The 24187-nt window shown below is 65.9% G+C and carries 21 protein-coding genes; 16 read left to right on the forward strand and 5 right to left on the reverse strand.

Annotated features, from left to right (window positions below; all coding sequences use genetic code 11):
* Positions 1-24: 24 nt before the first annotated feature.
* Positions 25-1827, reverse strand: a complete 1803-nt coding sequence (locus A3M7_RS0117670) for an ABC transporter ATP-binding protein (protein ID WP_027545120.1) — start codon at positions 1825-1827, stop codon at positions 25-27.
* A gap of 118 nt (positions 1828-1945) precedes the next feature.
* Positions 1946-2959 (reverse strand): UDP-glucose 4-epimerase GalE, encoded by a 1014-nt coding sequence (gene galE / locus A3M7_RS0117675; RefSeq protein ID WP_027545121.1) that lies wholly within the window; start codon positions 2957-2959, stop codon positions 1946-1948.
* Between the two features lie 126 nt (positions 2960-3085).
* Between galE and A3M7_RS0117680 the strand changes: the two genes are divergently transcribed.
* The gene (locus A3M7_RS0117680; protein ID WP_027545122.1) at positions 3086-4123 is read left to right on the forward strand and encodes a glycosyltransferase family 4 protein; all 1038 of its coding nucleotides are present in this window, start codon (positions 3086-3088) and stop codon (positions 4121-4123) included.
* Positions 4124-4301: 178 nt separating this feature from the next.
* Here A3M7_RS0117680 and waaF read toward each other — a convergent pair whose 3' ends face one another.
* Positions 4302-5372 (reverse strand): lipopolysaccharide heptosyltransferase II, encoded by a 1071-nt coding sequence (waaF, locus tag A3M7_RS0117685; protein WP_027545123.1) that lies wholly within the window; start codon positions 5370-5372, stop codon positions 4302-4304.
* Positions 5373-5531: 159 nt separating this feature from the next.
* On the opposite strand from waaF, the gene rfaD reads away from it, so the two are divergent.
* From rfaD to A3M7_RS0117715, 6 genes are all read left to right on the forward strand, one after another.
* On the forward strand, positions 5532-6512 hold the full coding sequence (gene rfaD / locus A3M7_RS0117690) for an ADP-glyceromanno-heptose 6-epimerase (RefSeq protein ID WP_027545124.1): 981 nt from the start codon (positions 5532-5534) through the stop codon (positions 6510-6512).
* Between the two features lie 12 nt (positions 6513-6524).
* Positions 6525-8009, forward strand: a complete 1485-nt coding sequence (rfaE1, locus tag A3M7_RS0117695) for a D-glycero-beta-D-manno-heptose-7-phosphate kinase (RefSeq protein WP_027545125.1) — start codon at positions 6525-6527, stop codon at positions 8007-8009.
* The gene (locus tag A3M7_RS0117700) at positions 8006-9292 is read left to right on the forward strand and encodes an O-antigen ligase (RefSeq protein WP_027545126.1); all 1287 of its coding nucleotides are present in this window, start codon (positions 8006-8008) and stop codon (positions 9290-9292) included. The genes rfaE1 and A3M7_RS0117700 overlap by 4 nt, the downstream gene beginning before the upstream one ends.
* Positions 9293-9376: 84 nt before the next feature.
* Positions 9377-11287 carry an SDR family NAD(P)-dependent oxidoreductase gene (locus A3M7_RS0117705; RefSeq protein WP_027545127.1) on the forward strand — a complete coding sequence of 637 codons (1911 nt, stop codon included), beginning with the start codon at positions 9377-9379 and terminating at the stop codon, positions 11285-11287.
* Positions 11288-11289: 2 nt separating this feature from the next.
* On the forward strand, positions 11290-12510 hold the full coding sequence (locus tag A3M7_RS0117710) for a glycosyltransferase family 4 protein (RefSeq protein WP_027545128.1): 1221 nt from the start codon (positions 11290-11292) through the stop codon (positions 12508-12510).
* Complete coding sequence (locus tag A3M7_RS0117715; protein WP_027545129.1) at positions 12507-13454, forward strand: NAD-dependent epimerase/dehydratase family protein; 948 nt, start codon at positions 12507-12509, stop codon at positions 13452-13454. Before A3M7_RS0117710 ends, A3M7_RS0117715 begins: the two co-directional genes overlap by 4 nt.
* Here A3M7_RS0117715 and A3M7_RS0117720 read toward each other — a convergent pair.
* Positions 13442-14461, reverse strand: a complete 1020-nt coding sequence (locus A3M7_RS0117720; RefSeq protein ID WP_027545130.1) for a glycosyltransferase family 4 protein — start codon at positions 14459-14461, stop codon at positions 13442-13444. The two genes, A3M7_RS0117715 and A3M7_RS0117720, sit on opposite strands and share 13 nt — an antisense overlap.
* Positions 14458-15417, reverse strand: a complete 960-nt coding sequence (locus tag A3M7_RS0117725; RefSeq protein WP_027545131.1) for a lysylphosphatidylglycerol synthase transmembrane domain-containing protein — start codon at positions 15415-15417, stop codon at positions 14458-14460. The genes A3M7_RS0117720 and A3M7_RS0117725 overlap by 4 nt, the downstream gene beginning before the upstream one ends.
* A gap of 210 nt (positions 15418-15627) precedes the next feature.
* Here A3M7_RS0117725 and A3M7_RS0117730 point away from each other — a divergent pair, with 210 nt between their 5' ends.
* The 9 genes from A3M7_RS0117730 (at position 15628) to A3M7_RS0117765 (ending at position 24074) form a co-directional block, all read left to right on the forward strand.
* A complete protein-coding gene (locus A3M7_RS0117730) occupies positions 15628-16617 on the forward strand; it encodes an SDR family NAD(P)-dependent oxidoreductase (protein WP_027545132.1) in 990 nt (329 codons plus the stop codon).
* Positions 16618-16624: 7 nt separating this feature from the next.
* Entirely contained in the window at positions 16625-18037 is a 1413-nt protein-coding gene (locus A3M7_RS0117735) for a mannose-1-phosphate guanylyltransferase/mannose-6-phosphate isomerase (protein ID WP_027545133.1), read from the forward strand.
* A gap of 185 nt (positions 18038-18222) precedes the next feature.
* Positions 18223-19227, forward strand: coding sequence for a Gfo/Idh/MocA family protein (locus A3M7_RS0117740; protein ID WP_027545134.1), 1005 nt, complete (start codon positions 18223-18225; stop codon positions 19225-19227).
* A gap of 51 nt (positions 19228-19278) precedes the next feature.
* Complete coding sequence (locus tag A3M7_RS0117745; RefSeq protein WP_027545135.1) at positions 19279-20430, forward strand: DegT/DnrJ/EryC1/StrS aminotransferase family protein; 1152 nt, start codon at positions 19279-19281, stop codon at positions 20428-20430.
* Positions 20431-20658: 228 nt separating this feature from the next.
* The gene (murJ, locus tag A3M7_RS0117750) at positions 20659-22188 is read left to right on the forward strand and encodes a murein biosynthesis integral membrane protein MurJ (protein ID WP_027545136.1); all 1530 of its coding nucleotides are present in this window, start codon (positions 20659-20661) and stop codon (positions 22186-22188) included.
* Between the two features lie 141 nt (positions 22189-22329).
* The gene (locus A3M7_RS0117755) at positions 22330-22728 is read left to right on the forward strand and encodes a VOC family protein (protein ID WP_027545137.1); all 399 of its coding nucleotides are present in this window, start codon (positions 22330-22332) and stop codon (positions 22726-22728) included.
* Between the two features lie 16 nt (positions 22729-22744).
* On the forward strand, positions 22745-22993 hold the full coding sequence (locus A3M7_RS48595; protein WP_156936909.1) for a hypothetical protein: 249 nt from the start codon (positions 22745-22747) through the stop codon (positions 22991-22993).
* A gap of 99 nt (positions 22994-23092) precedes the next feature.
* On the forward strand, positions 23093-23491 hold the full coding sequence (locus A3M7_RS0117760) for a DUF1127 domain-containing protein (protein WP_027545138.1): 399 nt from the start codon (positions 23093-23095) through the stop codon (positions 23489-23491).
* 58 nt (positions 23492-23549) lie between these two features.
* Positions 23550-24074, forward strand: a complete 525-nt coding sequence (locus A3M7_RS0117765) for a GNAT family N-acetyltransferase (protein ID WP_063629445.1) — start codon at positions 23550-23552, stop codon at positions 24072-24074.
* The last annotated feature ends 113 nt before the right edge of the window (positions 24075-24187 follow it).

A 24187-nucleotide genomic window follows, 5' to 3' on the forward strand; every position in this document is an offset into this window, starting at 1 on the left:
GCTGCTCTTGAGGTGAAGGGAATTCTATGCGGTTGCGCTGATCGGCGCCAGAGTGCCGGCGTCGTGATGTTGCAGGCGGAAGAACGAGGCGTAGCGACCCGAGCGGCGGATCAACTCGTCGTGCCGGCCCTGCTCGACGATCTCGCCGCCCTCGACCACCAGGATGCTATCCGCGTGCATGATGGTGTGCAGGCGGTGCGCGATCACGATGGTGGTGCGGTTCTGGCAGAGATGCTCGATCGCTTCCTGCACCTGCTTCTCCGACTCGGAATCCAGCGCGGCGGTGGCTTCGTCCAGCAGGATGATCGGCGCGTTCTTGATCAGCGCGCGCGCCACCGCGATGCGCTGGCGCTGGCCGCCGGAGAGCTGCGTGCCGTGCTCGCCGACCGGCGTGTCGTAGCCGAGCGGGAAGCTCATGATGAAATCATGCGCGCAGGCCGCTTTCGCGGCGTCGATGATCTGGTCTTCGGTCGCGCCCGGCTTGCCGAAGGCGATGTTGTTGCGGATGGTGTCGCGGAACAGATAGACGTCCTGGCCGACATAGGCGGTCTGCGCGCGCAGCGATTTGCGCGAGACCGCGCCGATCGACTGGCCGTCGATCACGATGTCGCCTTGCGTCACCTCGTAGAAGCGCAGCAGCAGCCCCAGCACGGTCGACTTGCCGCCGCCGGACGGGCCGACCAGCGCGGTGACCTTGCCGGGCTCGGCAACGAAGCTCATGCGGTTGAGGACGGTCTCGCCAGTCCGGTAGGAGAAGCTGACGTCGCGCAGCTCGATCCGCGCGTCCGACAGCTTCAGCGCCGGCTTGTCGTCGTCGGAATGCTCGCTCGCCGGGCTGTCGACGACTTCCAGCAGCATGCGCGCGCCGACGAGCTGGCTGTTGAGGTCGATATTCAGCCGCGCCAGTCGCTTGGCCGGCTCGGTCGCCATCAGGAAGGCGGTCATGAAGGAGAAGAACGCGCCCGGCGTGGCGTTGAGCGCGACCACGGCATAGCCGCCGTACATCAGGCAGCCGGCGACTGCGAAGCCGCCTAACATCTCCATCAGCGGGTTGGAGCGGTTGGCGACGCGGGCCATCTTGTTGGCGTTGCGCTCGACGATCGCGATGTTCTCGTCGATGCGCTTCTGCATGGTCTCTTCGAGCGTGAACGCCTTGACGGTGCGGATGCCTTGCAGCGATTCTTGCATCGTCTCCATGATGTCGGCGGTGCCGGTGAACTGGTTGAAGGCGAGCCCCTTGATGCGCTTGACCAGCTTGCGCAGCACCAGCATCGCGGGCGGCACCGCGACGAGGCCGATGAACGACATCAGCGGGTCCTGCCACACCATCACGCCGATCATCGCGAGCAGCATCAAGAGGTCGCGCCCGATGGCGTTGACCAGCATGTTGAGGACGTCGGTGATCGACTTGGCGCCGGCCGTCAGCCGCGCCAGGAATTCGGACGAATGCCGCTCGGAGAAGAAACCGATGCTCTCGCGCATCAGCTTGGCGAACAGCTGGCGCTGGTTGGTGGCGAGGATTGCGTTGGAGATCTTGGTCAGGATCACCATGTGGCCGTAGGTCGCCACGCCCTTGATGAAGAGCAGGATCACCGTGATGCCCGAGAACATCGCGATGCCCGGGATGTTCTTGTCGACATAGGCCTGGTTGATGACCTGGCCGAGCACGTAGGTCGCGCCCGCGGTCGATCCGGCAGCAAGCGCCATCAGCGCGAAGGCGACGAGGTAGCGCCGCCAGTAGACGATCCCCTGTTCCGTGACCAGGCGGCGAATCAGGACCGCTGCCGTATAGGGATCGTCGGTGATTTTCTTTGGAAACTGGGCCATCCGTAGTCCATTGACGGCGCAAGGAAAAGCCTGCCCGCGCGTCAGGGATCGATGGGCCTCTGTGCCCGCTAAAGCGGGGCTTTTCAAGCCCAATTAAGGGCTTGCGTCCGGATGGAATCTAGGCCGAGACGGCGTGGCGGAGCTCGCCATGGCGCTCGCGGAACAGCTTGTCCTCCCAGGCCAGCGCATGGGCCGCGATGGTCTCGAGGTCGTCGTATTGCGGCTTCCAGTCGAGCAGGCCGCGGATGCGGCTGGTGTCGGCGACCATGGTCATGATGTCGCCGGGCCGGCGCGGGGCGTATTGCACGGCGAAGCTGCGCCCGGACACCCGGCGCACGGCGTCGATGGTCTCCAGCACCGAATAGCCACGGCCATAGCCGCAATTCAGCGTCGTCGAGGCGCCGCCATTGCGCAGGTAAGCCAGCGCCGAGCGGTGCGCCTGCGACAGGTCCGTGACGTGGATGAAGTCGCGGATGCAGCTGCCGTCCGGGGTCGGATAGTCGGTGCCGAACACGTCGATCTTGGCGCGCTGGCCGGTCGCGGCCTCGACCGCGATCTTGAGCAGATGCGTGGCGCCGACGGTGGCAAGGCCGATGCGTGCCTGCGGATCGGCGCCGGCGACGTTGAAGTAGCGCAGGGCCACGTACTGCATGCCGTAGGCGGCGGCGACGTCGTGCAGCATGATCTCGGTCATCAGCTTCGACGAGCCGTAGGGCGACAACGGCCGCGTCGGCGCGTGCTCGGGCACCGGCACCTCGTCCGGATTGCCGTAGACGGCGGCGGTCGAGGAGAAGATGAAGCGGCCAATGCCGCGCTTGACTGCGACGTTGAGCAGGTTGCGCGCGGTCATGAAATTGTTGCGGTAGTAGCCGAGCGGATCGCGCATCGACTCCGGCACGACCACCGAGCCCGCGAAATGGATGATGCTCTCGATGTTGTGCTGGGCGATCACGCCCTCGAGCAGGTTCTCGTCGCCGGCATCGCCAATGAACAGCGGCACGCCTTCCGGCAGGTAGGCGGAGAAACCGGTCGAGAGATCGTCGATCACGACGACGTCCTCGCCGGCTTCCGCCAGCGCCAGGACCGTGTGACTTCCGATATAGCCGGCGCCGCCGGTGACTAGCACAGTCATGATCTCACCCGTCTTCGATCAACGCAGGATGCTAGCGTTTGCGTGGTGAAGAGGGGGTATCGGCGCGGCTGAACTGGTCACTATGCTTAATGTTGCGTATAGGGGGTCTGCTAAACGGAGCATGACGTGGCGAACTCCCCGGACGATCTGCAAGTGATCGTGCCAAATCTGCACAGGCGCTATTCCGGGGTCACCGCGACCAACCGGATGGTGGCGCCGCGGCTGGCGAAACTGTATCGCGCAGCGTGGTTCGGCTCGGACGCGCCGGAGGGGATCGCGCGGCTGAGCGGTGCCGATTTCCTCAAGCTATGGCGCCGCAAGACGCCGCTGATTTGGCATGCGCGCCGCAACAACGAGATGATCGCGGGCGTCGTGCTGCGCGCGCTCGGCTGGCCGCTCAAGCTGGTCTTCACATCTGCGGCGCAGCGGCACCACAGCTGGATCACGCGCTGGCTGATCCGCCGCATGGACGCGATCATCGCGACGTCAGATCTTTCGGCCTCGTTCCTGAAGGTGAAGGCCACCGTGATCCCGCATGGCGTCGACACCGACGTCTATGCGCCGCCGATGGATCGTTCGGCGGCGTTCGCGGAAACCGCGTTGCCGGGCCGCTACGCGATCGGCTGCTTCGGCCGCGTGCGCGCGCAGAAGGGCACCGACGTGTTCGTCGATGCGATGTGCCGGCTGCTGCCGCGCTATCCTGACTTCACCGCAATCATCGTCGGTCAGGTCACGCCCGAGCAGACGCCCTTCGCGAACGACCTGAAGAAGCGCATCGAGGCAGCCAACCTGCAGTCGCGCATCGTCATCACCGGCGAACTGCCGATCGAAGCGGTGCAGCGCTGGTACCAGCGCCTGACGATCTACGCCTTCACCTCGCGCAACGAGGGCTTTGGCCTGACGCTGATCGAGGCGATGGCGGCCGGCAGCGCACTCGTCGCCGCGCGCGCCGGTGCGGCTGAGCTCGTGGTCGAGGATGGGGTGACGGGCGTGCTGATCCCGACGGGCGATGCCGATGCGCTCGCCGCGGCGCTGGAGCCGCTGATGCGCGATGTGGCTGCCGCAACCGCAATGGGCGAGCGCGGACGGGCGCGGGTGCTCGAACGGTTCAGCCTCGATGCCGAAGCGGCGCGGATCGGCGAGGTCTATCGGCCGCTGCTCTGAACCCCCGCTGTCGCGCCCCCAAACAAAAAGCGCGAAAACAACCCCATGCACAGTAGCTGGGGTTAGCGAAATCAATGGCTTGGCGGCGGGGTCGATGCGCTGCTGATTCTACGAAACCCGTTTGACTCGTCGGGCAAGACACCGGCACGATGTCATCATCGGCGAAGCCCCGGCGGCCTCACGTCTCGGCCCGCGCCCCCGCCTCACTCAGCACCCGCTGCGCAATCGCCACCACCTCGGACGCTACGATATCGCGCATGCAGCGGTGGTCGTTCATCCTGCAGATCGTGCTTTGGCAGGGCTGGCACGACAGCACGCTCTTGTCCTGGACTACGGTGGCGGCAAGGCCGTTGAGGGGGGCCCAGAGGTAGGGGCTGGTCGGGCCGAAGATGCCCATGGTGGGCGTGCCGAGCGCGGCTGCGATGTGCATCAGGCCGGAATCGTTGGAGATGGCGACGCCGGCCGCGGCCATGGCCAGCACGCCGTTGCGCAAATCGGTGCCGGTGAGGTCCCGGACATCAGGACCGCCGGCCGCGACGATCTCCTGGGCGAGGCCCTTTTCGGCGGGGCCGCCCACGACCCAGACTTCGAGGCCACGCTCGACCAGCAGCCGGGCGGCCTCCGGATAATAGGTCCAGCGCTTCGAGACGCCGACCGAGCCGGGGGCCAGCGCCACGGCCGCGCCGGCGCTGAGCCCATTGGCCTGCCGCCAGCGGACGATGTCCTCGGCCGGGACCCGCAATTGCGGCACCGGCCATTCCGGCGGCAGGGGGGTGCCGTCGGGCTGGGCCAGCGCGGCGTTCTTGTCGATGAAGCGGGGCAGCTTTTTCTCGCCCCAGCGCCAGCGGTTGAGCAGGCCGAACCGGAACTCGCCGACGAAGCCGACCCGTTCGGGGATCCCGGCCAGCGCAGGCGCGATGGCGGCCTTCCAGGTCCGGGGCAGCACCAGGGCGGTGCCGTAGTTCCGCTCGCGCAGGAGCTTTGCCAGGCCGAACTGGCGGCCGACGGCGAGCCGGCCGCGCGGCAGGTCCCAGACGACGCCAGAACGCACGCCGGGCATGTAATCGACCAGCGGCGCGCACAGGGACGTGGTCAGGAGATCGACCGGCCGGTTCGGCCAGCGCTCCTTCAGGACCCGGACCACGGTGTGATTCCGGACGAAATCGCCGATCCACATGTAGGGGACGATCAGGATCGGGCGCATGTCGCTCCGATCTGCGCTTCCACTAAATTGTGAATTTTGATTCATTCGTTAATAGGACCGAGGACGGACTGATCTGGCGGTTCGGTTAGCCGCTCCCGGCCGGCAGGTAAAGCCGGGAGCGCGCTGATCCCAAAATGCTTACACTTTGGCAGATGATGCGCTACGGCAGGTATCGGGCCGCGAAGATCGGGCAGGGTGGTTGGAATGTTGCTGGTGACCGGCGGAGCCGGTTTTATCGGGTCGAATGTCGTGGCCGCGTTGAACGACGCCGGCCGGAGTGACGTCGTCGTCTGTGATTTCCTCGGCACCGAGGGCAAGTGGCGCAATCTCGCCAAGCGGCAGCTTGTGGATATCGTCCCCCCGGCCGAGCTGCTGGACTGGCTGAACGGCCGCAAGCTCGACGCGGTGATCCATCTCGGGGCGATTTCCGCGACCACCGCGACCGACGGCGATCTCGTGTTCGAAACCAATTTCCGTCTCTCCATGCGCCTGCTCGACTGGTGCACGGCCAATGCGGTGCCCCTGATCTACGCCTCCTCGGCGGCGACCTATGGCGACGGCGAGGCAGGCTTTGACGACGATGCGTCGCTGCCCGCGCTGAAGAAACTGCGGCCGATGAACCTCTACGGCTGGAGCAAGCACCTGTTCGATCTCGCCGTTGCCGAGCGCGTCGCACGCGGCGAGAAGCTGCCGCCGCAATGGGCGGGGTTGAAATTCTTCAACGTGTTCGGCCCCAACGAGTATCACAAGGGCTCGATGATGAGCGTGCTGGCGCGGCGCTTCGACGACGTGAGGGCGGGCCGCGCCGTGCAATTGTTCAAGTCGCATCGCGAGGGCATCGCCGACGGCGACCAGCGCCGCGATTTCATCTATGTCGACGATGTCGTGCGCGTCATCATGTGGCTGCTGGCAACGCCCTCGGTGTCCGGGCTGTTCAATGTCGGCACCGGCAAGGCGCGCAGCTTCAGGGATCTGATGTTGGCCGCCTATGCGGCGCTCGGGGCGAGGCCCAACATCGAATATATCGACATGCCCGAACAGATCCGCAACAGCTATCAATACTTCACCCAGAGCGAGGTCGATCGCCTCTGCCGCGCCGGCTATAACGGCGGCTTCACGACGCTCGAGGATGCGGTGAAGGCCTATGTCGGGGACTATCTCGACCGGCCCGACCGCTTCCGCTGAGGCTCCAGGATCATGCCGACGCCCATTCTCGATTTCGACGCTCTCGCGCAAACGATCTCAGGCCGCACGGTGCTCTGCATCGGCGACATCATGCTGGACGAGTTCGTCTATGGCGAGGTGTCGCGGATCTCGCCGGAAGCGCCGACGCCGGTCATCGTTGCCCAGCGCAGCGAGATCGATATCGGCGGCGCCGGCAATGTCGCGCGCAATATTGCCTCCCTCGGCGCGCGCTGCATCTTCGTCGGCCTCGTCGGCGAGGATGATGCGGGCAAGCGGCTCGCGGCCGCGCTTGCGGAGCAGGGGGGCATCGAAAGCGCGCTGGTGTGCGATCCGTCGCGGCCGACCACGCGAAAGGTCCGCTTCGTCTCCGAGCATTTCTCCACCCACATGCTGCGCGCGGATTGGGAGCAGGCGCAGCCTGCTTCCGACGAGGTCGAGGCGAAGCTGATCGAGGCGATCCTGCCGCAGGTCGCCCGCGCCGACATCGTGCTGCTGTCCGACTACGCCAAGGGCGTGCTGACGGCGCGCGTGATCCGCCACACCATCGACGCCGCGCGAAAGCTCGGCAAGCCCGTGATCGTCGATCCCAAGAGCCTGAACTGGGCGATCTATCGCGGCGCCACGCTGCTCACGCCCAATCGCAAGGAATTTGCCGAGGCGACCCGCAGCCGCGCCGACACGCCGCAGAGCATCGTCGATGCCAGCGAGGACGTGATGCAGCTCGCCGATTGCGAGGCGATCCTGGTCACGCAAGGCGAGCACGGCATGACGCTGGTGCCGCGCCAAGGCGCGGCCGTTCACGTTCCGGCGGTCCCCGTGAAGGTGCGCGACGTCTCCGGCGCCGGCGACACCGTCGCCGCCGCGCTCGCGGTCTCGCTCGCGGCGGGCGCGGACTGGGACACGGCGCTGCGCGTGGCCAATGCCGCAGCTTCCGTCGCCGTCGGCAAGCAGGGCACCGCCATTGTGAGCACGGCCGAGCTGCGGCGAAAGATCCTGCCGCACGCCTATCTCGCGGCCGAGGAGAAGATCGTGCTCGAGCCGGGGGCGCTCGACGCGCAGCTCGCGGAATGGCGCAGGCAGGACCTGCGGGTCGGCTTCACCAACGGCTGTTTCGACATCCTGCATCCCGGCCATGTCAAGGTGCTGACCGCGGCGCGCGGCGCCTGCGATCGCCTGGTCGTGGGCCTGAACAGCGACGCCTCGGTGCGGCGGCTGAAGGGTGCCGATCGCCCGGTTCAGGACGAACGGGCGCGTGCGGAAGTGCTCGCGGCGCTCGAAGCCGTCGATCTCGTCGTCATCTTCGAGGAGGACACGCCGATCGATTTGATCACCCGGATCAAGCCGAGCGCGCTGGTCAAGGGCGGCGACTACACCCGCGAGCAGGTGGTCGGCCATGAGGTCGTCGAGGCCGCGGGCGGGGTGGTCGTGCTGGTCGACATCCTCCAGGGTTTCAGCACGACGGCGCTGGTGCATCGCGCACGGGGAGGGGCTACGTGACGACACTTGCCGGGGAGACGGCGGGCCAGATGCTGGGGCGGCGCCTGCGCAGCCCGGCGGCCTGGAGCGAGACCGTCGATCTGTTTGCCATCCTCACCGCGGCCTCGCTGCCCTGGTCGACGTCGCTTGCGGGCATATTCAACGCCCTGATGCTGCTCTGCATGGTGCCGTTCCTCGACGTCCGGGCGTTCCTGCAATCGCTCAAGCGTCCGATCTGCGTTGCGCCGATCGCGCTGGTCCTGCTCGCGCTGGTGGGAACGCTGTGGTCGGACGCGACCTGGGGCGCGCGCCTCTACGCCGTCAATCCGACCGTCAAGCTGCTCGTGCTTCCGGTGCTGCTCTACCATTTCGAGCGCTCGCCGCGCGGACGCTGGATCTTCACCGCCTTCCTGGTGTCCTGCGCGCTGTTGTCGGTGATGTCCTGGCTGGTCGCCTTCTACCCGAACCTCGCGCTCAAGATCGATCCGCCCGAGCGCGGCATCTTCGTCAAGAACTACATCGACCAGAGCCAGGAATTCACGCTGTGTGCCGTCGCGCTCGCCTATCCGGTCGTGATGCTGCTGCGCCAGAAGCGCTACTGGTTCGCCGGGCTGCTCACGGCGCTGGCGCTGAGCTTCTTCCTCAACATGGTCTTCGTGGTGGTGTCGCGCACGGCACTCGTCACCGTTCCGATCATGTTCGGCGTGTTCGCGCTGCTTCATTTGAGATGGCGCAGCATCGCGATCATCGCGGCCGCTCTGCTCGCCGGCGCCGCTATCGCCTGGCAGGCCTCGCCGCAATTGCGCAAGACCGTCGACACCTTTGCCAGCGACTACACGCACTATGTGGAGAAGGGCGAGCCGACCTCGCTGGGCCTGCGGCTCGAGTTCTGGCGGAAATCGCTCGGCTTCTTCGCGGAGGCGCCGATCAAGGGGCACGGTACCGGCTCGACGCGCGGATTGTTCGAGCGCGTCGCGACGCCCAGCGGCCACTACCAGGCTTCCGCCGAAGTGATCGGCAACCCGCATAACCAGACGCTGAACGTCGCCGTGCAATGGGGCGTGATCGGCATCGTCGTTCTCTACGCGATCTGGATCCTGCATCTACTGTTGTTTCGCGGCGACGGGCTGGCCAATTGGGTCGGGCTCCTGGTGGTGGTGCAGAACGTCTTCACCTCGCTGTTCAACTCCCATCTGTTCGACTTCCACGAGGGCTGGATGTACGTCATCGGCGTCGGTGTCGCCGGCGGCATCGTGCTCCAGGCACAACAGGCGGAGGCGAAGGTGGGGGAAGCCGGTTCCTGAACGGCCGCGCGGCTGGCAAGTCCTGTCGAGATGGGCTATCAGCGCGGTCAGGTTGCACCTAACGGGATATTCATCGGTCGTCGGATGACGCGTCTTTCGCATCTCACCTTGCGCAATTTCCTGATCGCGCTCCACGACCTGCTGGCGACCACCGCGGCGCTGTTCGCGGCCTTCTATCTGCGCTTCGAGGGCGGCGACGGCTTCTACGACCGCCTGCCGCTGCTGCTCCAGATCCTGCCCTACTTCCTCGCCTTCAGCGTGGTCGTCTTCTTCGTCTTCAACCTGACCACGACGAAATGGCGCTTCATCTCGCTGCCCGACGCGCTGAACATCCTCCGCGTCGCGAGCGTGCTGACGGTTGCCCTCCTGGTGCTCGACTACATCTTCGTCGCCCCCAATGTCCGCGGTGCCTTCTTCCTCGGCAAGGTGACGATCGTCCTGTACTGGTTCCTCGAGGTCTCCTTCCTCAGCGCGCTGCGCATGGCCTACCGCTACTTCCGCTATACGCGGGTGCGGCGCCATGCGAGGGGCGAGGATGCCGCGCCGACGCTGCTGATCGGTCGCGCTGCGGATGCCGAGGTGCTGCTCCGCGGCATCGAGAGCGGAGCGATCAAGCGGATCTGGCCGGTCGGCGTGCTGTCGCCGTCGAGCTCGGATCGCGGCCAGTTCATCCGCAACGTTCCGGTGCTGGGCGGCATCGACGACATCGAGGACGTCATCGGCGACTTTGCCAAGCGCAACAAGCCGATTGGGCGCCTCATCATGACGCCGTCAGCGTTCGAGCCGGAGGCGCACCCGGAATCGATCCTGATGCGGGCGCGCAAGCTCGGCGTGATCGTCAACCGCATGCCGTCGCTGGAAAGCGGCGATACACCGCGCCTCACGGCGGTTGCGGTCGAGGACCTCCTGCTGCGGCCGAGCGAGACAATCGACTATGCGCGGCTCGAAGCCCTGATCAGGGGCAAGGCGGTGATCGTCACCGGCGGCGGCGGCTCGATCGGTTCCGAGATCTGCGAGCGCGTCGTCGCGTTCGGCGCCGCGCGCCTCCTGATCGTGGAAAATTCCGAGCCGGCGCTCTACGCGGTGACGGAGACGCTCGCCGCGCAGGGCGCAGCGGCTGCGATCGAAGGGCGGATCGCCGACATCCGCGACCGCGAGCGCATCATGCGCCTGATGGCCGAGTTCAAGCCGGACATCGTGTTTCACGCCGCCGCGCTCAAGCACGTGCCGATCCTGGAGCGCGACTGGAGCGAGGGCGTCAAGACCAACATCTTCGGCTCGATCAACGTTGCCGACGCCGCGCACGGCGCCGGCGCCGAAGCCATGGTGATGATCTCGACCGACAAGGCGATCGAGCCGGTGTCGATGCTCGGCCTGACCAAGCGCTTCGCCGAGATGTACTGCCAGGCGCTCGACCACGATCTCGCCGCAGGCGGCAGCGCCAAGCCGCCGATGCGGCTGATCTCGGTCCGGTTCGGCAATGTGCTGGCGTCGAACGGCTCGGTGGTGCCGAAGTTCAAGGCCCAGATCGAGGCCGGCGGTCCCGTGACGGTGACGCATCCCGACATGGTCCGCTACTTCATGACCATCCGCGAGGCCTGCGATCTCGTCATCACGGCGGCGACGCATGCGCTCGGAACGCAGCGTTCGGACGTCTCGGTCTACGTGCTCAACATGGGCCAGCCGGTGAAGATCGTCGATCTCGCCGAGCGCATGATCCGCCTTTCCGGCCTTCAGCCCGGCTACGACATCGAGATCGTGTTCACGGGCATGCGGCCGGGCGAGCGCCTGCACGAGATCCTGTTCGCCTCCGAGGAGCCGACCCGCGAGATTGGCGTCGCCGGCATCATGGCCGCGCAGCCGAACGAGCCGCCGATGCAGACCCTGCGCAAGTGGATCGCGGCGCTGGAGCAGGCGATCGCGCGCGACGATCGGGCCACCATCAGGACCATCCTGAAAGACGCAGTTCCGGAATTCGGATCGACCGCGGCCTGACCATGCAGTCTCCCGGCAAGATCGTCGTTGCGAGCCAGCATTATCCACCGGACCCGAGCACGACGGCGGCGATCATGGCCGAGATCGCCTGCCGTCTCGCCACGGGGCACGAGGTCGTCGTGCTGTCGGGCTCGCCCGGCGCGTTGCCGGCGTCGCAGACCGGCGCGGGCAAGCCGCGGATCGTCGCCATCAAGAACCGCATGACCGGCAAGGCGGCGCTGGTGCGGCGCGGCGCGGCCGAACTGCTGTTCGCGGCGCGCACGTTCCTTGCTTTGATGCGGGAGCTCCGGCCCGGCGACGTCGTGGTCACCGTCACCGCGCCGTTCATGCTGCCTTACGCGGTCGCGGCGGCCGCAAGGCTGAAGCGCGCCCGCTCGGCGCTGATCCTGCACGACCTCTTCCCCGACGTGCTCGTGACGGCGGGCCTGCTGAAGCCCGGTTCGATGGTGACGCGGACGATGCGCCTCGCCAACGGCCTGATGTTCCGCGCGCTCAATGCCGTCGTCACCATCGGCCGCGATGCGGAGCGGCCGCTGCTGAGCTATGCCGGGATGAAGCGCAACAAGATCCGCTTCATCCCGAACTGGGCGACGCTCGCGCCCGGGCCGCGTCCGCTGTCACCGGACAATCCGTTCCGCAAGCCGCTCTCCGCGCGTTTCGTCGTCGGCCTGTCGGGCAATCTCGGCTTCACCCATGATCCGGAGATCGTGTTCGAGGCGGCGCGCCTCTTGAAGGACGAGGCGGACATTCACTTCCTGCTGTCCGGCTGGGGCATCGGCTTTGCGCGGCTGAAGCAGTTGCAGGCGGCCGCGAACCTGCCCAATGTCTCCTTCGTGGCGCGGGTCGAGGATGCCGAGCTCGAGGCCTTCCTGGCGGCTGCCAATCTCTGGATCATTCCGTACCGGAAGGACGTTGCGGGGGTGTCGGTGCCGAGCCGGTTCTACAATCTGCTGGCGGTCGGCCGTCCGGTGGTGCTGGTGTCCGAGCCGGAGGCCGAGGCCGCGTTGACGGTGGTGGAGAACGGGCTCGGCTGGGTCGTGACGCCGGGCCGCGCCGACCAGCTCGCCGAGGCGATCCGCGCGGCGTCCCGTTCCGACGACAGTGCCATGGCGGAGCGCGCGGTGAAGGCGGCATCGAAGTTCGACCGCGCCACCGCGATGAACGCCTACGCCGCCCTGGTCGACGAATTGTTGCGCAACCCGGATCTTTCGGAGCAACGATGAGCGAACGCAAACCGGTCGTGCTGGTCACGGGAGCGAGCGGCTTCGTCGGCGGTCATGTCGTGCCCGCCCTCGCATGCGAGGGGTGGTCGGTCCGCCGCGCCGTGCGCAGCCTGACGGGTGCCGGCGACGAGGTCGTGATCGAAACGATCGGTCCCGAGACCGACTGGAAGGCCGCGCTCGAAGGCGTCGACGCCGTCGTCCATCTCGCCGCGCGCGTGCACCACAAGCACGAGGAGCAGGCGGTCCAGCTCTACCGCAACGTCAACATCGCCGGCACGCTGCATCTGGCGCGCTGCGCGGCGGCGGCCGGCGTGCGCCAGTTCATCTTCGTCAGCACCGTTCTCGTGCACGGCCGCAGCAACGAGGGCCGCGCGCCGTTCAGCGAGAACGACATCCTGACGCCCCGCGGCTTCTACGGCATGTCCAAGGCCGCGGCCGAGGCGGGCTTGAGGACGCTGGCGCGCGACAGCGTCATGAGCATTTCGGTGATCAGGCCGCCGCTGGTCTATGGCGCGGGCGCCAAGGGCAATTTCGCGCTGCTGACGCGCGCGGTGAGCCTGGGGCTGCCGCTGCCCTTTGCCGCGATCCGCAATCACCGCGCCTTCCTGGCCGTGCAGAACCTGTCGTCGTTCATCCTGCGCCGGCTCGCCCATCCCGACCCCGCCAGCAATTTCGAGATCTTCCTGGTGGCGGACCGGGAGCAGGTCTCGACGCCCGAATTCATCGAGCGCCTGGCGAAAGCATCCGGCAAGAGCCCGCGGCTGTTCCGCGTGCCGCCGGACCTGCTCGGCACGCTGCTCAGCGTGGCCGGACGGCAGGATACGCATGACAGCCTGATCGGCTCGCTCGAGCTCAACATCTCCAAGGCGATCGCAACCGGCTGGGAGCCGCAGGTCTCCCTCGACGAGGGCCTGCGGCTTGCGCTGTCGGCTCAGGACGCCTGAGGGCGGGAGAAGCGGCGCAGGACGAAGCCGACCGCGATCGCGCCTGCGAGCAGCGCGAGCAGCGTGACCGGCATCGAGCCGGCGCGCACGGTGAGGATCGCCAGCAGTGCCAGCACGAGATTGAGCGTGAACACCTCGCCGACCACGCGCGGGACCTTGAAGCCGTTGTCGGTCGCGCGCTGGTAAAAGTGCGAGCGGTGCGCCGACCAGAATTGTTCGCGGCGGGCGATGCGGCGAAACAGCGTGATGGTGGCATCCGCGAGGTAATAGGCCGGCAGCAGCAGCGCCGCGGCCGGCTGCCCGTGCCAGGCGAGCTCCAGCAGGCACCAGCCGAGCAGAAGGCCGATCGGCAGGCTGCCGACATCGCCGAGAAACACCTTCGCGACGGGACGATTGAACGGCGCAAAGCCGATCATGGCGCCGCACAGGGTGGTGGCGAGCAGTGCGGCCGGCCAGGACAAGTCGCCGAGCCATCCCAGCAGCAGCAGCGCCGCGGTGATCGGCACGACTTCCACGACCGTCATCAGGTCGAGCCCGTCCATGAAATTGACGAGGTTCACGAACCAGATTCCGGCGAGCAGGACGAGGCCGCGCTCCAGCACCAGCGGCACCGCGGGCACGATGCGCGCTGTTTCGGGCGCGGTGAACACGACGGCCCCGACGGCTGCCGCCTGCAGCACGAGCCGCAACAGCACAGGAAGCGATACAATGTCGTCGGCGAATCCGACCAGCGCGATCAAGACCGTCGCAGCCATCAGCGCCGGCGGGATCGCGACGTTTGCCCAGGCTGCCCAGGCCGATGCGACCAGCAGCGTCGCGGATATCACCGCGATGCCCGCACCCTGCGGGGTCGGAATGCGGTGTGAGGACCGCGCGTTGGGCCGCGCCAGTGCGTAACGCTGGAGCAGGGGACGGCTGGTCCAGGTGATGACGGCCGACACCATCGCGGCGATCGCAACGGCAAGCAGCGAGGGTGCGGCGGCGAGCGCGTCGGCGGCCGGGTTCACTCCGGCACTCCGAGCGGGGCCGACCCTTGCGCGGCTTTCTCCGCGCTGAGGATCCAGACCAGGCCGCCGATCGCGCCGACGATGAAGTACACGGCGCCGAACAGCAGCGAGACGTTGACGCCCTCGCTTGCGGCAAGTCCCGCGAAGCCGAACGCCAGGCCCATCGTGGCTTCACGCAGGCCCCAGCCGGCGATCGAGATCGGCATCATCGTGATCAGCATCACCGGCGGCACCAGCAGGAAGACGTCGCTGAAGCGAACGGGAGCGGCGATCGACTGCACGACGCACCAGGCGACGACGGCGGCGAGCACATGCACGATCAGCGACAGGATCGCGACGATCGGCCCGCGCCTGCGGCTGAAGATCACGCGGTTCGCGATCACCGCGCAGGCATGGATGTGGTGGGTGGCCCACCACGTCTTCAGCCATCGCCATTTCAGCGCGCCGAAGACCAGGAAGCCGAGGCCGCCCGCGAGCGCGGCAAGGTCGACAAGCAGCAATGCCGAGCGACCATGCGGATCGGTGATGAGGGAGTAGCTCCAGGGCAGGCTCGCGACGATGAGGATCGCGAGCGCGATGAGGCCGATCGCGCGATCGACAAAGATGGAGTAGGTGGCCGCGCGCCATCCGGCGCCGGCGCGCGCGACCAGCCACAGCCGGACCGCATCGCCCCCGATCGCCGATGGCAGGGTCTGGTTGAAGAAGGATCCGATCACGTTGTAGCGCATGGCCCGCTCGAGCTCGAGCGGCGCGCCGCATTCGGCGCTGACCTCCCGCCAGCGCAACACGCCGACGAAGATCTGCAGGAAGGTGATGGCGATCGCGACCCCGATCCAGAACAGGCTGGTCACAGTGAAGCGCGACACCAGTTCGGTCAGATCGACCTTGCGCAGCGCCAGGTAGAGCAGCGCCCCGGAAATCAGGATCTTGGCCGTCGACAGCAGAATTCGGCGCATCTCGTCCGCATGAACAGGGTTTGCGAAGATTTGAGGCAACCCGACGCGAGGCGCCGAATTAGGCCGCTTTGGTATGGTTTTGGCGCCGATCTTGCAATAGCGGTGACGAAGTGGGTTATGAACGGCCGTTATGACGTATGGCGGGGCTATTGCGACCCCTCGATACCGGCTAAAGATGCGGCGAGGGCCAGAGGTCCCCTTGGGAACAAGATGACGGATCAGGCGATTTTGGTCACGGGGGCCGCTGGCTTCATCGGCTTTCACGTCGCCCGGCAGCTGCTCGCCGAAGGCCGGCCGGTCGTCGGGCTCGACAATCTCAACAACTATTACGACCCGGCGCTGAAGAGCGCGCGGCTTGAGCTGTTGCGGAGCGATTCCCGCTTCTCCTTCGTCAAGGCTGACCTTGCCGACCGCGAGGCGATCGCAGCGCTGTTTGCGCGGCATGGATTTGCCAAGGTCGTGCATCTGGCCGCCCAGGCCGGCGTGCGCTACTCGATCGAGCATCCGCAGGCTTACGCCGATTCCAATCTCCAAGGCTTTCTCAACGTGCTGGAGGGCTGCCGCAACAACGGCTGCCGTCATCTGGTCTACGCCTCGTCATCCTCCGTTTACGGCGCCAACACAAAACTGCCATTTGCCGTGCAGGACCGGACCGATCATCCCGTGAGCCTCTACGCCGCGACCAAGAAGGCGAACGAAGTGATGGCGCAGTCCTACAGCCATCTCTACCGGCTGCCGGTCACGGGCTTGCGCTTCTTTACCATCTACGGCCCGTGGGGACGGCCCGATATGGCCATGTTTCTGTTCGTGAACGCCATCATGGCGGAGAGGCCGATCCGGCTCTTTAACCATGGCAGGATGCGCCGCGACTTCACCTATATTGACGACGTCACCCGTGTCGTGTCCAAGCTGATCGATCGGGTGCCGGCCGACGACCCGGCTGCCGCAAATGCGCCGTCTAAGGTCTACAATGTCGGCAACCACCGCCCCGAGGAGCTGATGCACGTCGTCGGACTTCTGGAGCAGGAGCTGGGTCGGACGGCGATCAAAGAATTGCTGCCGATGCAGCCGGGAGACGTCTTGGAAACGTTCGCGGATGTCGAGGACCTGATGCGCGACACCGGCTTTGCACCGTCAACGCCGATCGAGCAGGGGGTTCGTAATTTTGTCACCTGGTATCGGGACTACTTCAAGGTTTGAGATGACGATGGACAAACGCATTATCCCCCTGATCATGTGCGGCGGTGCCGGCACGCGGCTGTGGCCGGCCTCGCGCGAGGTGCGCCCAAAACAGTTCCTGCCGCTGTTCGGCTCGCGCTCGACCTTCCAGGACACGCTGCTGCGCGTCTCGGACGCCTCGCTATTCGAGCGTCCGATCGTCATCACCAATGCGTCCTACCGCTTCATGGTGCTGGAGCAGCTCGCCGAGATCGGCATCGAGGCCGACGTGATTCTCGAGCCGATGCGGCGCGACTCCGGCCCCGCGATCGCCGCGGGGGCGGTGTTCGCGCAGAACCGCGCCAGCGATGCGATCGTGCTCGCGCTCGCCGCCGATCACGTGGTGCAGGACAAAGCCGCTTTCGTCGCGGCCTGCCGCGAAGGCCTCACTGCCGCGAGCGCCGGGCGCATCGTCACCTTCGGCGTCAAGCCGGAGCGGCCGGCGACCGAATACGGCTATATCAGCCCGGGTGAGGTGATCTCCGGCGAGGTGCACGCGGTCGCGCGCTTCGTCGAGAAGCCGGACGCGGTGAAGGCGGCCGACTACGTCAATTCGGGCTATCTCTGGAACAGCGGCAACTTCATGTTCCCGGCGACCGTCCTGCTCGACGAATACCGCAAGGTCGATGCGGCCAGCGTGGAGGCGGTCTCCAATGCGGTCAACAACGCCGGCCGCGATCTCGGCTTCGTGACGCTGGAGCCGGAGGCGTTCGGTTCGGCGAAGGCGATCTCGATCGACTACGCGGTGATGGAGAAGACCTCGCGCGCGGCCGTCGTGCCGGTGTCATGCGGCTGGTCCGACGTCGGCTCCTGGCACGCGGTGTGGGAATTGTCGGAGAAGGACGCGCTAGGCAACGCCGCACACGGCGCCGCCGTGTTCGAAGATTCGCGCAACTGCAACGTCACCACCGATGCCGCGCTGGTCGCGCTCGAAGGCGTCGACGATCTCGTCGTGGTCGCGACCGCGGATGCGGTCCTCGTGTCGCGCCAGAAGGATGCCAACGGCCTGAAGCGCCTCGTGACCAAGCTCAAGGCAGTCGCGCCGAAGGTCACTGAGGAGCATCTCAAGGTGCACCGGCCCTGGGGTAGCTACCAGTCGGTCGACAATGGCGAGCGCCACCAGGTCAAGCGCATCGTGGTCAAGCCCGGCGGGCGGCTGTCGCTGCAAAAGCACCATCATCGTGCCGAGCACTGGATCGTGGTGCGTGGCGCCGCCCGGGTCACCGTCAACGAGACCGTGAAGACGGTGCACGAGAACGAGTCGATCTACATCCCGATGGGCGCGGTGCACCGGATGGAGAATCCCGGCAAAATCATGCTGGAGCTTATCGAGGTCCAGACCGGCAGCTATCTCGGGGAAGACGACATCATCCGGATTGAAGACGACTATCAAAGGTCGTAGCCAGCAGGCTCCGAATCACGCGACCCGGGCCGAAAGAGCGGTATCTTTCAGCGGCTTAAGGCCCGGGGAACGTGTAACTTTTTGAATCAAATCGTGTCCGGACCGGAAGCTGCGCATTCGCCACAAATGTGGCGCCCGTGCTAGAAGCGGCCCCGGGGATTTGCGTTGAATCGGGGTTTGCTCAAATGAGTTCCAAAGGGTCAGCACCTGCCAAGGCAGGCTTGCGCGTCGGCGTCATTGGCGCCGGCGTGATGGGCAGCAACCACGCGCGCGTGCTCGCGGGTCTTCCCGGCGTCACTCTCGTCGGCGTGGTCGATCCCTCGCCGGCGCACCTGACGCGCACCAGCGAGCTTGCCAACTGCCAGGGCTTCGAGACGCTCGACCAGCTCTTCGCCGCCGGCGTCGATGCCGTCACCATCGCAGCGCCCACCCATCTGCATCACGAGGTCGCGCTCGCCTGCATCGCCAAGAACATCCACGTACTGGTCGAGAAGCCGATCGCCTCCACGGTCGCGGAAGGCCGCGAGATCGTCGCCGCCGCGCAAAAGGCCGGCGTCACGCTGATGGTCGGCCATGTCGAGCGCTTCAATCCGGCGGTCGCCGCCGTCAAGCAGGCGATCGCGGGCGAGGACATCCTCTCGATCGCGATCACCCGCGTCGGTCCGTTCCCGCCGCGCATGTCCAATGTCGGCGTCGTCATCGATCTCGCCGTGCATGACATCGACCTGATCCGCTGGTTCACCGAATCCGACATCGTCGAGGTGCAGCCGCAATTGTCGAGCGCGGTCGCCGAGCGCGAGGACATCGCGCTCTTGCAGTTCCGCACCGCCAACGGCGTGCTCGCCCACATCAACACCAACTGGCTGACGCCGTTCAAGGCGCGCAGCGTCACGGTCGCGACCCGCGGCAAATACGTGATGGGCGATCTCCTGACGCGCCAGGTCACCGAGTGCTTCGGCTTCAAGCCCGACGGCAGCTATTCGATGCGGCATCTGCCCGTCGGCCACGACGAGCCGCTGCGCGCCGAGCTGATCGCGTTCCTCAAGGCCGTACGCCACGGCGAGACGCCGGCGGTCACCGGCGACGAGGGCGTCGCCAGCCTCGAGATCGCCACGCAGTGCCTGGAGACGCCGTCGCGTCCCGCCGCGACGTCGGCCGCCCTCAAGGGCCCGCGCCGCGTCGCCGGCTGATCTCCATCCATGTCGGCTTCTCCAACTTCGCAGGACGATCAGCAAGGCGCCATGAACCAGCATCTGCGCTCCGAACCCATTCCCTTCATCGACGTCGGCTCGCAGCGCCGCCGGCTCGGCGCCTCGCTCGATGCCGCCGTCAAGCGCGTTCTCGACCATTGCCAGTTCGTCAACGGCCCTGAAGTCGCCGAGCTCGAGAAGCAGCTCGCGGCCTATTGCGGCGCCAAGCACGTCATCGGCTGCGCCAGCGGCACCGACGCGATCCTGATGGTGATGATGGCGATGAATGTCGGCCCCGGCGATGCCGTGCTGTGTCCGTCCTTCACCTTCATCGCAACCGCCTCGCCGGTGGCGCGGACCGGTGCGACGCCGGTTTACGTGGACGTGGACGAGGCGACCTTCAACATGAGCCCGGAATCACTGAAGCGCGGCATCGCGACCGCCCGCAAGGCCGGCCTCAAGCCCGTCGCGGTCATTCCGGTCGACCTGTTCGGCCAGCCCGCCGATCACGATGCCATCGCCGAGATCGCCAAGGCCGAAGGCCTGTTCGTGCTCGACGACGCCGCGCAGGGTTTTGGCGCAAGCTACAAGGGCCGCAAGCTCGGCACCTTCGGGCTCGCCACCGCCACCAGCTTCTTCCCGGCAAAGCCGCTCGGCTGCTTCGGCGACGGCGGCGCGATCTTCACCGATGACGACGAGCTTGCAGCTAAGCTGCGCAGCATTCGCGTGCACGGGCAGGGCGTGGACAAATACGACAACGTCCGCCTCGGCCTGACCGGCCGGCTCGACACCATGCAGGCCGCGGTCCTGATCGAGAAGCTGAAGATTTTTGACGACGAGATCGCCGCCCGCAACCGGGTTGCGGAGCGCTACGCGCGTGGCCTGTCCAACGTCGTCACCGTGCCGCGTCTGGCGCCGGGCAATACCTCGGTCTGGGCGCAGTACACGATCCGCCTCCCTGAGGGCACCGACCGCGACGGCTTTGCCGCCGCGCTGAAGGCCCAGGGCGTGCCGACCGCGATCTATTACGGCAAGTCGATGCATCAGCAGACCGCCTACAAGCAATATCCGGTCGCCGAGGGCGGCCTGCCTGCTTGCGAGAGCCTGTCGCAGGACGTTATCAGCCTGCCGATGCACGCCTACCTGACCGAGGCCGACCAGGAGCGAATCATCGCCGCCGTCCGCGGCGCGCTGGCGGGCTGATTTTTGCTTCCTTCCCCTCTCCCCCTTGTGGGAGAGGGTGGCTCGCCGCGTAGCGGCGAGACGGGTGAGGGGTCTCTCTCCGCTCGGGAAGCGCGGAGAGAAACCCCTCACCCCAATGGGCTTGTGGCTACTTGCGTCGCTGCCCTCTCCCACAAGGGGAGAGGGCGCAGCAATGCGCATCGTAAGATGCAATCGACCTCTGGCCGATAAGCCTCTAGAAGAGTCCGCATGCTCGGACGTATCTTCACAGTCGGCGGATACACGCTGCTCTCGCGGCTGACGGGATTTGCCCGCGACATCATGCTCGCGGCGATCCTCGGCGCCGGCCCCGTGGCCGATGCCTTTTTCGTGGCGCTGCGGCTGCCCAATCATTTCCGCGCGATCTTCGCCGAGGGCGCCTTCAACGCCGCCTGGGTGCCGGCCTATGCGCATGTCCATGGCGAGAAGGGGGAGGCGGCAGCACACCTGTTCGCCGACCGCATCTTCACGCTGCTGCTGGCCTCGCAGGTGGTGCTGCTGATCGTCGCGTGGCTGTTCATGCCGCAGGCCATGAGCATTCTGGCGCCGGGCTTTTCCGAGGATGCCGAGCAGCGCAAGCTCGCGATCGAGCTGACCCGGATCACCTTTCCCTATCTGCTGCTGATCACGCTGGTGACGCTCTACGGCGGCATGCTCAACGTGATGCAGCGCTTTGCCAGCGCTGCGGCCGCCTCGATCTTCCTCAACGTCGCGATGATGATGACGCTGGCAGTTGCCGTCTGGTTTCCGACCGCGGGCCATGCCGCGGCCTGGGGCGTCCTCATCTCCGGCTTCCTGCAATATTTCCTGCTGGCTGGCGATCTCGCCCGCCATGGCGGCCTGCCGCGCTTTGCGCCTCTCAAGCTCGACGAAGACGTTCGCGGCTTTTTCAAAGCGCTCGGACCTGCAACGCTGGGCTCGATGGGCACTCAGGTCGCGCTGTTCGCCGACACCATCATCGCGACCTTCCTGCCCGCGGGCGCGCTGTCGGCGCTGTATTACGCCGATCGCCTCAATCAATTGCCCATCGGCGTCATCGGCATTGCCATCGGCACGGTGCTGCTGCCGGAGATGTCGCGGCGGATCACGGCGAGCGACCATGACGGCGCGATGAAGGCGCAGCGCCGCGCCTTCGATTTCACGCTGCTGTTCTCGGTGCCGTTCGTCGCGGCCTTTCTCACCGTGCCCGACGCGATCATGCGCGCGCTGTTCGCCCGCGGCGCGTTCTCGAAGGCCGATGCCGCCGCTGCCGGCGCGACGCTCGCGGCCTATGCCATCGGCCTGATCCCCTTCGTGCTGATCCGCAGCGCGGTCGCGACGTTCTACGCGCGCAAGGACACCGCGACGCCGGTCCGGGCGTCGCTGACCGGTATCGCCGTCAACGTCGCGCTGAAGCTCGCCTTGATGGGATCGCTGGCCCAGATCGGCCTTGCGCTTGCAACGGCCGTCGGCGTCTGGACCAATCTCTTGCTGGTGCTGTTCTTCGCGGTACGGCGGGGCTTTCTCGTTTTGGACCGCGCCTGGCTGATGGCGCTCGGCAAATTCCTGCTGACCGGATTGATCCTCGCCGCCGCGTTCTGGCTGATTGCGCGCTTCAGCCCGGCCGCTCTTGCCTCCGTGCATGCCTTCCGGGACGAAGCGACGCTGGCCCTGCTCGCCGTCGGCGGCACGATCGTCTACGCGCTCGCGATCCTCATCCTGTTCGGCCGCAGCTGGCTGGTGTCGCTGGTGCGCGGTTAGGCGAATGTACCCATAAGCCTGGTGGCGTGACGCTGCGCGGCAAAGTGCCGGCATGCTTCTGCTGACACCATGCTGTCAGCAGCACGGCGTTACGGGTCAGGCGTCGCGCGGGGCGGCAGGAGACCTACAGGAGACGACACTGTGAGATTTGCTTCAACGCGCCTGATTGCTGCAGACATCAAGGCGCTCGTCGAATTTTATGAGAAGGTAACCGGCAAAGCGGCCGAGTGGCTGGCGCCGGTATTCGCTGAAATCGTCACTCCTTCGGCAACGCTCGCCTTTGGTGGCGTCGAGACGGTGGCCCTATTCAAGGAAGGGAGCGCGGAGCCTGCCCTCAACCGTACCGCGATCGTCGAATTCCAAGTCGATGATGTGGAAGCTGAATTTGCGAGGCTGAAGCATCACGTGGAGGTGGTGCATGAGCCGAAGATGATGCCCTGGGGAAATTGCACGGCCCAGTTTCGGGATCCGGAAGGAACGCTCGTGAGTCTTTACACGCCAGTCAGCGACGCTGCCAAAAACCGGTTTGGATCGCGATGATCCGGATCGAGCAAGGATGATGAGCCGCCATCCTTCCTTGGGGCAGGCGGTTGCGGCGAACTTCACGGGATTGGTCGCATCCGCTTTACGGATGACGAATTGGCCGGAGCAAGGGACTCGCCTCCAGGATGCAGCCGACCGCCGCACATCCCTTGATTTTGCAGGATTGCCATGGTATGAGCCGCCCATGATTAAATGCACGCGCAACGTCAACTTCTCGCACATGACCCGCTTCGGCTGGGCCGTGGAAGGAGTCGTGCGCTAGTAATTCGACGACGACATCTTTTCCACCAGGCCCCGCCGGCATCGGACGGGGCCTTTTGTTTGGCCACGCTCCCTGCCGGCACAACAGCAGGAGCATCCGATGCCACCACAATTGACGAGCATATCATCCGAAATTGAGAGCGATGCCGCAGGACGCGGCCTCAACCTCTCCATCGCGCAAGCCAAGGACGCGATCGACCATGCGTTGGCAGCACGTCTCAAGGCGTCTGCCGCAGCGCTGGACGACGCTTTGTCGGACGGCGATGCTGCCGGACCAGCAGCCGCATCGACGCGAAGCGTCCTCGGCCTGCTCAGGCGATATTGGTATGCGTTTCAGGAGCGGCGGCAGCGCCCACGGGTCACATTGCAGGACCTGAGTGACAGGGAGTTGATGGATATCGGCCTGACGCGTGGCGAAGCCGACTACATCACGCCTGAACGCGCCATCGAGACGTTGAGAGATCGCGCGCTGTATCTATGGGGCCGTGGTGGGACGTGAGTGGTCACAATCCATGCCGATACCATCCTTCGCCGTTAGAAAGGAAAAAGGGGCGATCATGACGTCACCTGCTGCCGGTGCTCAGACGAATTTGGAAATCCGGAGACTGACTGTCGACGATCTGGATCTTCTTCGCGAAATTCGCGCGGAGGCGCTTCAGACGCACCCTCAATCGTTTGGTTCCCCCGAAGAAGACGAGGGCGGCGACACGATGGTGGCGGCGTATCGCCATTGGCTGAGCGGTACGATCCTTGGCGCTTTTGAATGTGGCAGCTTGATCGGTGTCGCGGGCTTCTATGTCTTGCCGGATAGAAGATCGCGACACAGAGGCCACATCTTCACGGTTTATGTGAAGGAGAATGGTCGGGGTAAAGGTGTCGGAGATCGGCTTATCAAAGAGCTTCTTGTCCATGCCGAGGCATGCGTCGAACAGGTGCATCTGGCCGTCCTGTTGACGGCAACTGCTGCAATCAAGACCTACAAGCGCAACGGGTTCGAAATCTACGGCACGGACCCCCGTGCCATTCGCATAGGTGACACTACCTATGACAAGTACCTTATGGTCAGGAAATTCAGCCATTAACGCCGGTCTGGCATGGCCAGGCGGCCTGGTTGCGCCAGAACCGTCGAGGGTGGCTTCGAATCATCGGCCTCTATAGAGAACGGCCAGCTAAAGCCGTTTGCCTTGCCACTTTT

Source organism: Bradyrhizobium sp. WSM2254, assembly GCF_000472645.1.
Classification (GTDB): domain Bacteria; phylum Pseudomonadota; class Alphaproteobacteria; order Rhizobiales; family Xanthobacteraceae; genus Bradyrhizobium; species Bradyrhizobium niftali.

Bases quoted from the DNA above. Each gene is read 5' to 3' on its own strand.
- A3M7_RS0117670 (WP_027545120.1), bottom strand. From the start codon at position 1,827: ATGGCCCAGTTTCCAAAGAAAATCACCGACGATCCCTATACGGCAGCG.
- galE (WP_027545121.1), bottom strand. From the start codon at position 2,959: ATGACTGTGCTAGTCACCGGCGGCGCCGGCTATATCGGAAGTCACACG.
- waaF (WP_027545123.1), bottom strand. From the start codon at position 5,372: ATGAATCAAAATTCACAATTTAGTGGAAGCGCAGATCGGAGCGACATG.
- rfaD (WP_027545124.1), top strand. From the start codon at position 5,532: ATGTTGCTGGTGACCGGCGGAGCCGGTTTTATCGGGTCGAATGTCGTG.
- rfaE1 (WP_027545125.1), top strand. From the start codon at position 6,525: ATGCCGACGCCCATTCTCGATTTCGACGCTCTCGCGCAAACGATCTCA.
- A3M7_RS0117705 (WP_027545127.1), top strand. From the start codon at position 9,377: ATGACGCGTCTTTCGCATCTCACCTTGCGCAATTTCCTGATCGCGCTC.
- A3M7_RS0117710 (WP_027545128.1), top strand. From the start codon at position 11,290: ATGCAGTCTCCCGGCAAGATCGTCGTTGCGAGCCAGCATTATCCACCG.
- A3M7_RS0117715 (WP_027545129.1), top strand. From the start codon at position 12,507: ATGAGCGAACGCAAACCGGTCGTGCTGGTCACGGGAGCGAGCGGCTTC.
- A3M7_RS0117725 (WP_027545131.1), bottom strand. From the start codon at position 15,417: ATGCGCCGAATTCTGCTGTCGACGGCCAAGATCCTGATTTCCGGGGCG.
- A3M7_RS0117730 (WP_027545132.1), top strand. From the start codon at position 15,628: ATGACGGATCAGGCGATTTTGGTCACGGGGGCCGCTGGCTTCATCGGC.
- A3M7_RS0117735 (WP_027545133.1), top strand. From the start codon at position 16,625: ATGGACAAACGCATTATCCCCCTGATCATGTGCGGCGGTGCCGGCACG.
- A3M7_RS0117740 (WP_027545134.1), top strand. From the start codon at position 18,223: ATGAGTTCCAAAGGGTCAGCACCTGCCAAGGCAGGCTTGCGCGTCGGC.
- A3M7_RS0117745 (WP_027545135.1), top strand. From the start codon at position 19,279: ATGAACCAGCATCTGCGCTCCGAACCCATTCCCTTCATCGACGTCGGC.
- murJ (WP_027545136.1), top strand. From the start codon at position 20,659: ATGCTCGGACGTATCTTCACAGTCGGCGGATACACGCTGCTCTCGCGG.
- A3M7_RS48595 (WP_156936909.1), top strand. From the start codon at position 22,745: ATGATGAGCCGCCATCCTTCCTTGGGGCAGGCGGTTGCGGCGAACTTC.
- A3M7_RS0117760 (WP_027545138.1), top strand. From the start codon at position 23,093: ATGCCACCACAATTGACGAGCATATCATCCGAAATTGAGAGCGATGCC.
- A3M7_RS0117765 (WP_063629445.1), top strand. From the start codon at position 23,550: ATGACGTCACCTGCTGCCGGTGCTCAGACGAATTTGGAAATCCGGAGA.